This window comes from Amycolatopsis sp. NPDC051061, from assembly GCF_040682935.1.
Taxonomy (GTDB): domain Bacteria; phylum Actinomycetota; class Actinomycetes; order Mycobacteriales; family Pseudonocardiaceae; genus Amycolatopsis.
Map to the genome: position 1 here is coordinate 111,897 of NZ_JBFBBZ010000007.1, position 12,592 is coordinate 124,488.

At 73.0% G+C, this 12,592-nt stretch carries 11 protein-coding genes; 5 read left to right on the forward strand and 6 right to left on the reverse strand.

Going from position 1 to position 12,592, the window contains the following annotated elements:
* Positions 1 to 3: 3 nt before the first annotated feature.
* The gene (locus AB0N03_RS11755) at positions 4 to 984 is read right to left on the reverse strand and encodes a methyltransferase (protein ID WP_364369181.1); all 981 of its coding nucleotides are present in this window, start codon (positions 982 to 984) and stop codon (positions 4 to 6) included.
* A 138-nt stretch (positions 985 to 1,122) separates the two neighbouring features.
* Here AB0N03_RS11755 and AB0N03_RS11760 point away from each other — a divergent pair, with 138 nt between their 5' ends.
* Positions 1,123 to 1,296, forward strand: a complete 174-nt coding sequence (locus AB0N03_RS11760; protein ID WP_364369184.1) for a hypothetical protein — start codon at positions 1,123 to 1,125, stop codon at positions 1,294 to 1,296.
* On the opposite strand, the gene AB0N03_RS11765 is transcribed toward AB0N03_RS11760, so the two are convergent.
* A complete protein-coding gene (locus tag AB0N03_RS11765; RefSeq protein WP_364369187.1) occupies positions 1,245 to 1,859 on the reverse strand; it encodes a thioesterase domain-containing protein in 615 nt (204 codons plus the stop codon). The two genes, AB0N03_RS11760 and AB0N03_RS11765, sit on opposite strands and share 52 nt — an antisense overlap.
* An 86-nt stretch (positions 1,860 to 1,945) precedes the next feature.
* On the opposite strand from AB0N03_RS11765, the gene AB0N03_RS11770 reads away from it, so the two are divergent.
* Entirely contained in the window at positions 1,946 to 5,029 is a 3,084-nt protein-coding gene (locus tag AB0N03_RS11770) for a BTAD domain-containing putative transcriptional regulator (RefSeq protein ID WP_364369189.1), read from the forward strand.
* Positions 5,030 to 5,070: 41 nt separating this feature from the next.
* On the forward strand, positions 5,071 to 5,838 hold the full coding sequence (locus AB0N03_RS11775; RefSeq protein ID WP_364369192.1) for a GntR family transcriptional regulator: 768 nt from the start codon (positions 5,071 to 5,073) through the stop codon (positions 5,836 to 5,838).
* Here AB0N03_RS11775 and AB0N03_RS11780 read toward each other — a convergent pair.
* From AB0N03_RS11780 to AB0N03_RS11795, 4 genes are read right to left on the reverse strand one after another with little or no spacing between them, the layout of a single operon-like run.
* On the reverse strand, positions 5,810 to 7,132 hold the full coding sequence (locus AB0N03_RS11780; RefSeq protein ID WP_364369195.1) for a hypothetical protein: 1,323 nt from the start codon (positions 7,130 to 7,132) through the stop codon (positions 5,810 to 5,812). The two genes, AB0N03_RS11775 and AB0N03_RS11780, sit on opposite strands and share 29 nt — an antisense overlap.
* Positions 7,129 to 7,518: a PTS mannose transporter subunit IIAB gene (locus AB0N03_RS11785; protein WP_364369198.1), complete on the reverse strand. Its 390-nt coding sequence runs from the start codon at positions 7,516 to 7,518 to the stop codon at positions 7,129 to 7,131. Before AB0N03_RS11785 ends, AB0N03_RS11780 begins: the two co-directional genes overlap by 4 nt.
* 8 nt (positions 7,519 to 7,526) lie before the next feature.
* Positions 7,527 to 9,131, reverse strand: coding sequence for a PTS system mannose/fructose/sorbose family transporter subunit IID (locus AB0N03_RS11790; protein WP_364369201.1), 1,605 nt, complete (start codon positions 9,129 to 9,131; stop codon positions 7,527 to 7,529).
* Between the two features lie 18 nt (positions 9,132 to 9,149).
* Positions 9,150 to 9,626, reverse strand: coding sequence for a PTS sugar transporter subunit IIB (locus AB0N03_RS11795; RefSeq protein ID WP_364369204.1), 477 nt, complete (start codon positions 9,624 to 9,626; stop codon positions 9,150 to 9,152).
* 698 nt (positions 9,627 to 10,324) lie between these two features.
* Between AB0N03_RS11795 and AB0N03_RS11800 the strand changes: the two genes are divergently transcribed.
* A complete protein-coding gene (locus tag AB0N03_RS11800; RefSeq protein WP_364369207.1) occupies positions 10,325 to 11,584 on the forward strand; it encodes an RICIN domain-containing protein in 1,260 nt (419 codons plus the stop codon).
* 61 nt (positions 11,585 to 11,645) lie between these two features.
* Positions 11,646 to 12,590: an MBL fold metallo-hydrolase gene (locus AB0N03_RS11805; RefSeq protein ID WP_364369209.1), complete on the forward strand. Its 945-nt coding sequence runs from the start codon at positions 11,646 to 11,648 to the stop codon at positions 12,588 to 12,590.
* Positions 12,591 to 12,592: the final 2 nt, after the last annotated feature.

Sequence of the window (12,592 nt, forward strand, 5' to 3'; positions counted from 1 at the left end):
CGCTTATACGATTCGGAACTCCAGCAGTGAACGCCCTTCGCTCACGTCGGTCACCGCGTCGAGCACCAGCCCACGGGCCGAGGCCAGGGCCTCGAACTCGGAAACCCGGCGTTCCCGGCCGCCGAAGATGACGAGCATGGCCAGATCCATGTCCGTGCGCGCCCGCCGGCCGCCGACGGACTCGACGACCAGGATCCGCCCGGCCGGACGTGCCGCCTCGACGCAGCAGGCCAGGATGCGACCGGCCCGCTCGTCGTCCCAGTCGTGCAGGATGTCGCACAGCAGGTAGGCGTCCGCCCGGGCCGGGAGCGGGTCGAAGAAGCTGCCCGCGACCGCCGAAGCCCGGTCCTCGAGCCCGAGCGCGGCGAAGGTCCGGGCCGCCGCCGAGACGTCGAGGTCCACCAGCCGGCCCCGGGTTCCGGGGTGGGCCGCCAGGATCGCGGCGAGCAGGGTCCCCGGACCCCCGCCGACGTCGACGACCGTGGCGAACCGGCTCCAGTCGTGGCCGGCCGCGACCTGCGGGGCCTCGGCGCGCAGCCGGTGCGCCATCTGCCGGTCGAACGACTCCCGCAGGGGCGGATGTGCGGCGAGGTCGGCCCAGAAGTTCCGCCCGTACCGGCGGTCGTAGCCGGCGTCCCCGGTGGTGACGCTGTGCAGCAGCTCGACGAACGCCAGCTCCGCGCGCCCGCCCGCGGTGTCCAGGTTCAGCAGCACGCTGGTCAGGGTGTCGCCGCAGAGGTGCTCGCCGTATCCGGTGGTCCGGTAGCCGGCGGCCGTGCGCTCGAAGAACCCCAGCGTCGTGAGGTGCTCCAGCAGCAGCCCGAGCGGAACCGGCGCGACGCCGAGGTCTGCCGCGAGGTCCTCGACGTCGGCACCGTCGCCGCGGAGCCGGTCCGGCAACCCGAGGGTCACCGCCACCCGCAACGCCATCGGTGTCGCCAGGCTCGCCATGCGCAGAATCGTGTTCGCGTCGTCACTCCCCATGACAATCCATGGTGGCAGCCGGCATATTCGCTCCACAAGGGACGGCCGGTGATCGGACGACCACTGGCGGCAAAGGGAAGCGATATGGAAGCCGGTTCGGGCAAGATCGGCCGCAATCCGAACCTGAGGAGTCGAACCATGAACGCCCGTCTGCTCCAGGCCGTCATCGGCACGGCCTTTGTGGCCGCCCTCGTCTTCGCGCCCGCCGCCCAGGCGGCCGAGACACCGCCTCAGCCCGGCCCGTCCATCGGCGTCGGTCCCTACATCGGCGACTCGCCCAAGCCCGGGACGGCCAGCGCCGAGACCAGGTAACCCGCGCGCAGGACGGCGTCGCGCAGCACCGCGCCGCTCTCCCGCACGCGGGCCGGGGCGAGCACGAACCCCGCGTTCGTGTGCTCGCCCCACCCCGTCATCACGTGCGGCTCGCCGAACCCGCGGATCGGGCACGGCAGCGGCGGCGCCACGGGCACGTGCGCGTCGCTGACCAGCAGGCTGACGTCCGCGCGGGCCGCCAGCTCCGGCACGGCCCGCGCGGCCCGGTCCGGCGGCGCCTGGTGCGCCACGACGAGTGCCCGCGGGACCCCCAGTCCCGCGGCCACCCGCCGCTGCGCCAGCCGGTAGGCGACCAGCGCGCCGAGCCCCGCACCGAAGAGCACGTGCGGGCGTGCCAGTACCCCGGCCAGCTCCGCCGCGAGGGACTCGACGAGCAGCCACATGTCCCGGTACGGGTGTTCGTCCCGGCGCTCGCCCCGCCCGGGCAGCTCGACGACCCGTACCGAGATCCGCGGGTCGCGCCACGCGCGGTACCGCCCGGCTGCCTCCCCCGCGTCCGGGAAGCAGACGAACAGCAGTCGCTCGGCTTCGTCGGTGTCCACCCGCGGGCCCCCTTTCCTCCTCGGCCGGGGATAGGGTCGTTCATGGCACTTCCGTTCCGCTTCGGTCGGCCTTCTGGGGGCTACACGTGCGCTACCGCCTGCTCGGGCCGGTCACGGTCCTCGGCGACACGGGCGAGGTCCGGCCCGGCGGCCAGAAGCAGACGTCCGTGCTGGCCGCGCTCCTGCTGAACCCGAACCGCGTGGTCGGCGAAGACCGGCTCATCGACCTGACCTGGGGCGAAAACGCGCCGCCGAGCGTCCGCGGCCGGCTGCAGGTGCACATCTCCGAACTGCGGAAGCTCCTCGGCCGCGACGTCATCGTCCGGCGCGCGCCCGGCTACGTGATCGAGGTCGCGCCCGGTGACCGGGACCTCGACGTGTTCGACGACGAGGTCGCGCGGGCCAGGGCGACGTCCGGCCCCGACGCCGTCCGGCACCTGCGGGCCGCGCTGGCGTTGTGGGACGGCACCCCGCTCGGCGGGGTGAGCGAGCCACTGGCCGAGCACGAAGGCCCGGCGCTGGCCGAACGCCGGCTCGTCGTGCTCGAGGAGCTGTACGAGCAGGAACTGGCTTCGGGACGGCACGGCGAGGTGGTCGGGGAGCTGCGCCGGCTCGTCGAGGAACACCCGTTCCGGGAGCGGCTGCGGGCCGCGCTGATGCTCGCGCTGCACCGCTGCGGCCGCACGCCGGAAGCGCTGGAGAGCTACGCGCGGGCGCACGAGCTGCTGGTGGACGAGCTCGGCATCGAACCCGGCCAGGCCCTGCGAGACCTGCGGATGCGGATCCTGCGCGGCGAAGGCGAGCCGGTGCCGGCCGCGAGCCCGGTCGTGCCGCGGCCCGCCGAGCTGCCGCTGGACGTCCGCGGGTTCACCGGCCGGGCACCGGAGCTGGCCGCGCTCGACGAGCCCGGCGACGTCTGGGTGATCACCGGCACCGCCGGCGTCGGCAAGACCGCGCTGGCCGTGCACTGGGCCCACACCGCGCGGACGGGCTTCCCCGACGGCCAGCTGTACGTGAACCTGCGCGGCTTCGACGCCGACGACGAGCCGCTCACGCCCGCCGCCGCGCTCGCCCAATTGCTGCGCACGCTCGGCGTCGACCTCCGGGACGTCCCGCCGGGCATCGACGACCAGAGCAAGCTCTACCGGTCGCTGCTGGCCGACCGGCAGGCGCTGGTGGTGCTGGACAACGCCCGCGACGCCGCGCAGGTGCTGCCGCTGCTGCCGTCGTCGGGCCGGGTGCTGGTGACCAGCCGCCACCGGCTCGACGAGCTCGTCGCGCGCACCGGCGCGCGGTCGATCGGCCTGACGCAGCTGCGAGAGGACGACTCGCGCGCGCTGCTGATCGCCCTGCTCGGCGAGCGGGTCACCGCCGAACCCGCGGCGGCGGACGAGCTGGCCCGGCTCTGCGGGCACCACCCCCTGGCGTTGCGGATCGCGGCGGCGAACACCGGCGTCGCGAGCCTCGGCGAACTCGTCGAGGAGCTGCGCGGCGACCCCCTGGCCCAGCTCGGCTTCGACGGCGGCGAGGAAAGCGCCGTCGCGAAGGCGTTTTCGGTGTCCTACCAGGCGTTGCCGCCCGGGCTGCGGCAGGCGTTCCGGCTGCTGGCGCTGGTGCCGGGCGCCGATTTCACGGCGGTCGCCGCGACGGCGCTGCTGGACGTGCCGGCCGAGGAAGCCACCCGGCGGCTGCGCGGGCTGGCCGCGGCGAACCTCCTGGAGGCGCACGCGCCCCGCCGCTTCCGGTTCCACGACCTCGCCCGGCGCTACGCCGAGCGGTGCGTCCGCGCCGACGAAGACGAAACCGCGCGCGAAAAGGCGTGGGAGCGGCTGTTCACCGGGTACTGCGCGGCCGCGGACGCCGCCGTCGCGTTGTTCGGCGCGCGGATCGTGACGCTCCCCCGCGAAGACGCCCCGGCGGCGCCGAGCCCGGTCGCGTTCGCCGACGCCGCGGCGGCCGTGGCCTGGCTGGACGTCGAGGTGCCGAACCTGGCGGCGGCGCTGCGGCTGGCGGCGACGCGGGGGCCGTACCCCGCCGCGTGGTACCTGGCCGACGCGCTGCGGCGGTTCTTCCACGACCACGGGCGGCGCGCGGAATGGCTGGAGCTCGCGCCGATCCTGCTGCGCGCGGCGCGTGAGCACGGCGCCCAGCCGGCGGAGGCGCTCGTGCACCTGTCGATCGGCGGCGCGTATTTCCGCGAAGGCCAGCACGAGGCGGGCATCCGCCACTCGGAGAAGGCGGTGCTGGCCAGCCGGGCGTGCGGCTGGCGCGAGTGCGAGGCGACGGCGGTCGCGAACCTGGGGTCGATGCTGGAGTGGACCGGCCGGCTGTCGGAGGCCGTCGAACACAGCCGGCGCGCGATCCAGCTGTTCCGCGAGCTGGCCAACCGATCGGGCGAAGCGCTGGCGCTGAACTCACTGAGCTGCCACTACCGGCAGCTGGGCCGGCTGGAGCAGGCCGAGGACTGCCTGTGCGAGGCGGTCGCGCTGTGCCGCCGGGAGGACCTGCGGTTCTGGGAGGCCGCGAACCTGGCCGACCTCGCCTGGGTACGGCTGGAGACGGGACGCTTCGAGGAGGCGGGCGAAGCGGCGGAGGGCTCGCTGAGCGCGTTCCGCGGCCTCGGTTCGAGCTTCGGCGAAGCGACGGCGCTCACCGCGTTGAGTGCGCTGCAGGGCGCCCGCGGCGACCACGACGCGGCGGCGCGAACGGCGGAGGAGGCGCTGGACCGCGTCCGCCGCGACGGCGACCGCCAGGTGGAGGCGGCGGCGTTGATCGCGCTCGGCCGCGCGTCGGAAGCCGCCGGCGATCTGGCGCTGGCGGAGCGGGTGCTGAGCGAGGCCCGGGAGCTGGCGGTGGAGTCGGGCCTGCGGGGCCAGCTGGCGGAGGCGTCGGCGACGCTGGCGTGGGTCCTCGCGGCGGCCGGCCGGGTGCCGGAAGCGGGCGAGCACGCGCGAACGGCGTTGGACGCGGCGCGCGCGGGCGGCTACCGGCTTTTGGAGGCACAGGCACTGCTCGGTTTGGCGGCCGTGGAGCGCGCGGCCGGCCGTTCGATGCTGGCGGACGGGACGGCGCGCGAGGCCCGGGGGCTGTACCGGTCGGTCGGGCACGTGACGGGGGAAGCGCTCGCCGAGCGCTTCCTGGCCGAACTCGCCCGCCGCGCCACCGGATGAGCGGTGTTACCTCCGGCCCGTCCGCGCGACATACTGAAGCCATGCCCCGTCCGAAACACGTCCCCGCGAGCGATCTCCGGCTCCCGGACGCGCTGCAGCCGGGGCGGCCCAAGGGCGAGCAGCTCCGCGAGATCCTCGAAAGCGTCGCGAACGACGCCGGTCCCGGGCGGCTGATGCCGTCCGAGCGGTTCCTCGCCGAGCACTTCGGCGTCGCCCGCGGCACCGTGCGGCAGGAGATCAACCGCCTGGTCTCCGACGGCGTCCTCTACCGCCAGCACGGCACGGCCACCTTCACGGCCGAACGCCAGGCGGCGCACATCGACATGCTCACGTCGTTCACCGAGGACATGAAGGCCCGTGGCGTGGTGCCCAAGACGAAGGTGCTCCACGCCGAGGTCGAGCGCGCGATGCCCCGCCTGGCCGGTCGCCTCAACGTCCCCCCGGGCGCGCGCGTGTTCCGCCTGGAGCGCCTGCGCTACGTCGACGACGAGCCGTTCGCGGTCGAGCGCACGAACTTGTCCGTCGACCGGTTCCCCGACATCGAGCTGTTCGACTGGGAGACGCAGTCCCTGCACCGCACCCTCGAGGAACGCTGGGGCGTGCACGCAGAGTGGAACGACACGGCGATCTCCGCGGTCCTCCCGGACAGCGGAGACGCGGCCTTGCTCGACATCGAGCCCACCCAGCCGTGCTTGATCATCGAGGGCACGCTCCACGACCAGAGCGGCGGCGTCATCGAAGCGGGCCGCTCGCTGTATCGCGCGGACCGCTACACCGTGTTCACCCAGGCTCGGCGGAGCCACGCTTGACGTCGTGGGCCCGCAGCAGCTTCACGCAGTGCTCCACCAGCACATCCCCCGCGTCCGGCCCGAACAACGTCACGTACGACTCGTAAATCCCGTCCCGGTGCCCGTCCGCGTCGGGCAGGTACCCCAGATATCCGTCCGTGTAGCCGATCACCCGCGTGTGCCGGAACGCGCTCCCCCGCCGGATCCTCAACCCCAGTGAAGCGAACAGCTCGAACGGTGTGTGCAGCCACGCGATCTCTCCCAGCGACACCACGCTGACCGGGACCTCCGCGCAGCCCGTCGGCCGGTCGGTGGCCGCCATCGCCGCGAGCATCGCGCACCCCTCGTACCGCGTCTGCGCGATCCGGACCGCCGGGTGGTCCTCGCCGTGGCGGGCCAGCTCGTGCTGCCACTCGCGCTCGGCCGACTGCCGCAGCTCCAGGCTGTGCTCGAGCGTCGGCACGTCCCGGTACGGCAGGTGCAGCGCCGAGCGGGACAACCGGATCGGGCCGGTCGCGGCCGGGGACCCCGCCGCCGCCAGCGTGCGGGCGATCGACGTCGCCAGGTGGCCGCCGAGCGTGCGGACCTCGGCGTGGTCGCGGCCGCGCCGGACGAACCGGGAACTCGCGTCGCCCGCCGCGCCCTGGAGGAACGCCGCCACCGGCTGGCCGATCAGCGCCGCCAGCTCGCGCCGCGTCGCGCCCGGCCAGTCCGCCGACCACGTCAGGTTGTCGGGCCCGAGCACGGTCGGGTGGCTGGCGTAGTCGAACAGCAGCGCGGCCGGGGAACCGTCGTCGCGGCGCAGCTCCAGCACGCCGAACGACGTGTCGTGCGGGCCGTCCGGCCGGTAGCGGTTGCCGCCGACGGCCTCCGTCGTCCCCGCGTGCCAGCGGGCCCGGACGCGGCCGCGGCACGCGCGCAGCCGCAGCGCCGCGCCGGTGACCGTCTCGGCCATGCGGCCGACCAGCCCGGCGTCGCGCTGCCCCGGCAGCCCGGGGTGCAGCGGCCCGGTCCAGCCCTCGGGCCCGGAATGCGTGTGCGACGCACAGACGAGCACCCGTTCCGGGTCGATGCCCACCGCGGCCGCGACGGCGTCGGCCAGGGTGCGGGTGAGCCCGGCGTCGACCGCGAGCGCGTCGAGCGCCACCCACAGCACCCCGGGGTCGTCCTCGGTGGACAGCCAGATCAGCGACGCCTCGAGGTCGTCGTGCGTACCGGTCGCGACGCCGTGCCGGGCCAGGTAACCGCCGAGCGGGTGCCCGGGCCCCGGCGTGATCCGGACGTCTTGCGCGGCGAGCAGGAGCGCGGCGGTCACCAGGTCGATTCCAGGACGTCGACGACGCCTTCGCGGCCGGCGGCGCGAGCCACCCCGGCGAGCTCGGTGACGTCGTCGGTCGTGTGCAGCAGGACCTCCAGCAGCATCGGCAGGTTCAGCCCGGAGACCAGCTGGATGCGCGGGTGCGCGGCGGCGAGCGCGCGGACGGCGTTGAACGGCGAGCCGCCGTGCAGGTCGGCCAGCACGAGGACGCCGGCCGCGTCGCCGGCCAGCGAAAGCACCCGGACGCCGAACTCCTCCGGGCTGTCCCGCGGGCTCAGCTCGCAGACCTTCAGGCGCGACTGCGGGCCGAGGATCATCTCGGCGGCTTCCCCCACACCGGAGGGCAGGCGCCCGTGCCCGGCGAGGATGATCGGAACGGTCATGACGACTCCTAACTCTTCGCCGGGGCCGACGGCGCGAACCAGCCGAGCCACCCCAGGATTACCCCGGCGACGACGACGATGCCGATCGTCCAGACGGGCCGCAGCCGCGCCTTGGCCGTCAGCAGGTAAACCCCGGCCGTGACGAGCACCGGCAGCAGGAACGGGACCAGCTCGTCGAGCCGGTCCTGGATCGCCACGGCCTGCGTCACCGGCCGCCCCTGGACCGTCGTGGTCTGCCGGTAGGTCAGCGTGGTGACGACCTTGACGATCGACGGGATGAACCCGCCGAGCACGACGAACCCGAGCACGGTGGCCCCCTGCGCGACGCGCGCGAGCGCGCCGGCGGCGAGGTGGCCGGCCAGCCGTTTCCCTTCGCGGTAGGCGAACCCGAACTGCCAGCGCCGCACCAGCGTGTACGGCACGAGCACCATCACCGCGGCGAAGGCGGGGCCGAGCCAGCTGCCCTGCAGGGCCCACGACGCGCCCATGGTGAAGACGATGCTGTTGTACAGCGCGAAGACGACGGTGTCGCCGATGCCGGCCATCGGCCCCATCAGCGCGATCTTCGTGCTCGCGGCCGACTTCGGCGTGCCCGCTTCTTCGAGCGCGACGCTCGAGCCGAGGATCAGCGGGCCGCCGATGAGCACCGAGGTGTTGAAGAACTGGAGGTGCCGCTGCAGGCCGGCGACGTAATCGGCCTTCTCCGGGTAGAGCCGGCGCAGCACCGGTTCCATCGAGTAGGCGAACCCGAGCGCCTGCATCCGCTCGTAGTTCCAGGAGATCTGGCTCGCCCAGAAGTACCGGCGGAACACGCGGCGCAGGTCCTGCTTGGTCAGCCGTGCGTCCACAGTGGACTCTTCATCGGCTTCCGGGACGGCGATCGCCGGCTCGTCGCGCTTGAGCGTCACGAACAGCATCGCGACCGCGACGCCGATCAGCGCGATACCCAGCAGCGGCACGTGGAGGTAGGCGAACGCGACGAACCCGATGAGCAGCAGGTACCAGTACCGCGACAGCTCCATCATGCCGAGCAGCAACGCGAACCCGACGGCCGGCAGCAGGGACCCGGCGAGCGTCATGCCCTGCACGAACCCGGCGGGAATGCTCGCGGTGATGTCCTTGACCAGGCCGCCGGACGCGGCGAGCGCGGCGAGGAACGTCGGGATGGCGCGCACCGCCACCCACGGCACCAGGCTGACCCAGTGGATCATCGCGAGGCCGCGCGCGTTGCCGTCGGCGGCGTAGCCGTCGGCCCGGTGCACCAGGCCGGTGGTGATGATCTTGCCGACGGGGTCGAGCGCGGAGAGCAGGATCGCGGCCGGCAGCCCGACGCCGAGCCCGATCGCGACCTGCGCGGACGTGTCGCCGGCGGCACCCGCGGCCAGCGCGGTGCCGACGATCGCGCCGGTCTGGTAGTCCGGGATGGTCGCGCCGCCGTAGGTGTAGACGCCGAGCGCGGCCAGCTCCAGCGTCGCGCCGATCAGCAGGCCGAGCAGCGGGTGCCCGACGATCAGCCCGGCCACCGAGCCGGCGATGAGCGGGCGCTGGGCGTAGATCAGGAACGGGCCGAGCCCGTCGTAGGTGCAGTAGATCGCCCACAGAGTCAGGGCCAACGCGACGAGCATGCGGGGCTAGAGCCCTTTCCGGTCGAGCAGCGGGACGAATTCGGCGGGTTTGTCGTGCGGCATCAGCTGCGTGACCAGCGGCACGCCCGCCGCGGCGAGCTTGCGGTAGGCGTCGGCCTCGTCCGCGGTGACCGCGATCGAGCGCGCGACCATGGTGTAGGCGGTGCCGGGCCGCGGCGCGACGTTGCCGACGTTGACGATTTCGGGCCGAAGCCCGCCGTCGACCAGGCGGAAGGCGTCTTCGGGGTCCTTCGCGAGGATCATGACGCCGTTATCGGCTTCGGTGGCGAGCGTCTCGGCGACGGTGAGGACCTCGGTCGGCAGCCCCCGGGCGGCTTGCGGGAGGAGCATGCGCTGGAGGTCATCGGCGGCGACGTCGTCGTTGCAGACGAGCAGCCGGCGCACGCCGAGCCGCCGCGTCCAGGCGACGGTGACCTGCCCGTGGATCAGCCGGTTGTCGATCCGGACGTGTGCCCCCGCCATGTGTCTCCTCCCGGCCGGCAGCACCCATCCTGGTTCGTACCAGTAGTTGTGTCAACACTGCCCGTGACCGGAGGCCGCACAACGGCTTCGCGCGGCCGACGGAAGGACCCCTCAGACCTTCCGTCGGCCCGCGAGCGCGAAGCCCCCTCGGTTTTCCCGGACCCTCCCATAAAGGTATATACCAGTATGAACGTACGAGATCGACTGTCAAGACCCGTGCCGCTCAGCGGGCCGGGAAGATCATTTATCGGTCGACCGACAGAAATGCGCAGGTGATCGCCCTGCCCTGGCCGACGCGGGAAACCGCTCGCCGACCAACCCTCCGAGAGGCGTGAAAAACTCGCGACCCGACGAGCGGACCGCGGGTGATGTCAGGGCCTCGGCAAAGTCGCGTTCGCCGGGTTGCGATGTCATGAAAGGGTCGTTCATGACGCTGGACGACAGGAAAGAGTCGTTCATGACGTCGCCAAACGTCGCGAATGACTCATTCGGGACCTCCGGCGCCCCCAATGACTCATTCGCGACACCCGACCCCGCGCGCGGCCGTGACTTTGCCGGGCCGCCCTGTCCACCGTGAGCGATTCACCCCAGGCTGTCCGTTCTTGTCAGTGACACTCCACCAACCCCTGCCTATCATTCTCAATGGTCTAGACCGCACTTCTCGTCCACTGACGTACCGGGAAAGGCGGAACTCCCCCATGACCGCGAGAACCTGGCGCCTCGCCGCGCTCGCCACCGCCCTCGTCTTCGCCTCCGCTCTACTACCCTCGGCCGCCGCCGCGGGCGGGGACGGCACCGAACAGCTGCCCGGCCACCTGCGGAAACAGACCACGGCGCAAGTAAAAGCGACCGTCTGCGACGGCGACGGCACCAGCGGCAAGCGCGTCCAAGCCCTCTACGTCCGCGGCAACACCCAGGCCGACCGCTACGCCCAGTTCGCCGGCCAGTTCCAGACCTTCGCGAGCCAGATCGACGACGGCTTCGTCGAGGCCGCGAGCCGGCTCGGCGGGGGCGTGCGCCACCTCCGGTACGTCACCGATTCCAGCTGCCGCGCCACCGTGAACAACGTGACCATCGCCCAGTCCGACATGGCCACCGTCGACACGATCACCAACGCCATCAAGGCCCAGGGCTACAACCGCGCCGACCGCAAGTACATCGTCTGGTACGACAAGGACGGCTGCGGCCTCGCGTTCGGCAACGGCGGCAACGACAGCCCCGGCTCGGGCAACCCCTACAACGCCGGCCCGCACTACGCCACGGTCGGCACCGGCTGCTGGTCCTGGCAGGCCACCGGGCACGAACTCCTCCACACCCTCGGCGCCGTCCAGGGCAGCGCTCCCCACTCCAGCGCCTTCGGTCACTGCTGGGACGACGAGGACATCATGTGCTACGACGACGGCGGCCTGCCGAACCCGCCGGGCACCCTCGTCAAGGTCTGCCCGGGCGCGCCGGAGAACCAGTTCGACTGCCTCGGCGACGACTACTTCAACACCAACCCCGCGCCCGGCAGCTACCTGGCGACCCACTGGAACGTCGCGACGAGCGCGTACCTCATCGCGAGCGGCACGCCCTACCCCGCCGGCACCATCACCGGGCTCGGCGGCAAGTGCGTCGACGTCAGCGCGTCGAACACCGCCAACGGCACGGCCGTGCGGCTCTGGACCTGCAACACCACCGCCGCCCAGCGCTGGACCAGGCAAAACGGCTCGATTCGCGCCCTCGGCAAGTGCCTCGACGTGTCCAACAGCGGGACCGCGGACGGCACGCTCGTCCAGCTGTGGGACTGCAACGCCACCGGCGCGCAGACGTGGCAGGCGCGCTCCGACGGCACGCTGCTGAACCCGCAGTCGGGCAAGTGCCTCGACGCGACCGGCAGTTCGTCCGCCGACGGCACCCGCCTGCAGATCCGGACCTGCGCGGCGACGGCGAACCAGCGCTGGGTGCTCGCCGGGTGAGAGGGGCGCAACCTGCTCGCGCCCCCGTCGTTAACCGGTTCGTCAGTCCAGGGGAGGAACCATGCCGGCCGTCACATCGAACATCGTCCCGCTCCGGCACGCGCGCCCGGGCGTGGTCGCGTACGTGAAGAGCCCGGCGGAGTGGTTCGTCTCGAACAGCGGCTGGATCCAGGGCAGCGAAGGCGTCGTGCTGGTCGACACGTGCGGCACCGAGCAGGCGACCCTCGAGCTGATGCGCGACGTCCGGAAGTACGCGGGCGAGCAGGAGCTGACCGTCGCCATCACGCACGCGCACGGCGAGCACCACAACGGCGTCGGCGTCGCGCTGCGTGGCGGCGGGACGGCGCTGGCCGCGCCCGGCAGCGTCGACCTGGTCAAGGCCGGCCCGCAGACCTACGGCAACGTCTTCACCTACACCCAGTGGGGCGTGCTCGAGCCGCCGGAGCCGGACACGGTCCGGCCGGTGACCGGCTGGCACCGCCTCGACCTCGGCGACGCGGTCGCCGAGGTCGTGGCGGTGCCCAGTGTCGCGCACACCGCGGGCGACCTCGTGGTGCACGAGCCGCGCTCGGGCACGCTGTTCACCGGCGACCTCGTGTCCGTCGGCGACACGCCGCTGGCGGTGCACGGCTCGGTGCCGGGCTGGCTCGACGCGCTCGCCTGGCTGCAGGACACGTTCCGCCCGCGGACCGTCGTCCCGGGGCACGGCCCGGCGGCGACCCCGGGCCACAGCGCGCTGCACGCGATGCGCGTCTACCTGGAGTGGCTGCTCGAGGTGACGGAGCGTCAGACGGACTTCACGCGGCTGGCGAACCAGGCGTCGCTGCGCTGGCCGACGTGGCGCAACCCCGAACGCCACATCGGCAACCTGATGCGCGCGTACGCCGATCAGCACGGCCGGAAGCTGGACGTCGACCTGGCGATCGACGCGGTCCTCGCGGCGGCGGGCGGCCGGATCGACCTCGACTGCCTGCTGGGCGGGGAGCCGGTCCGCCGCATCTCCTGAGC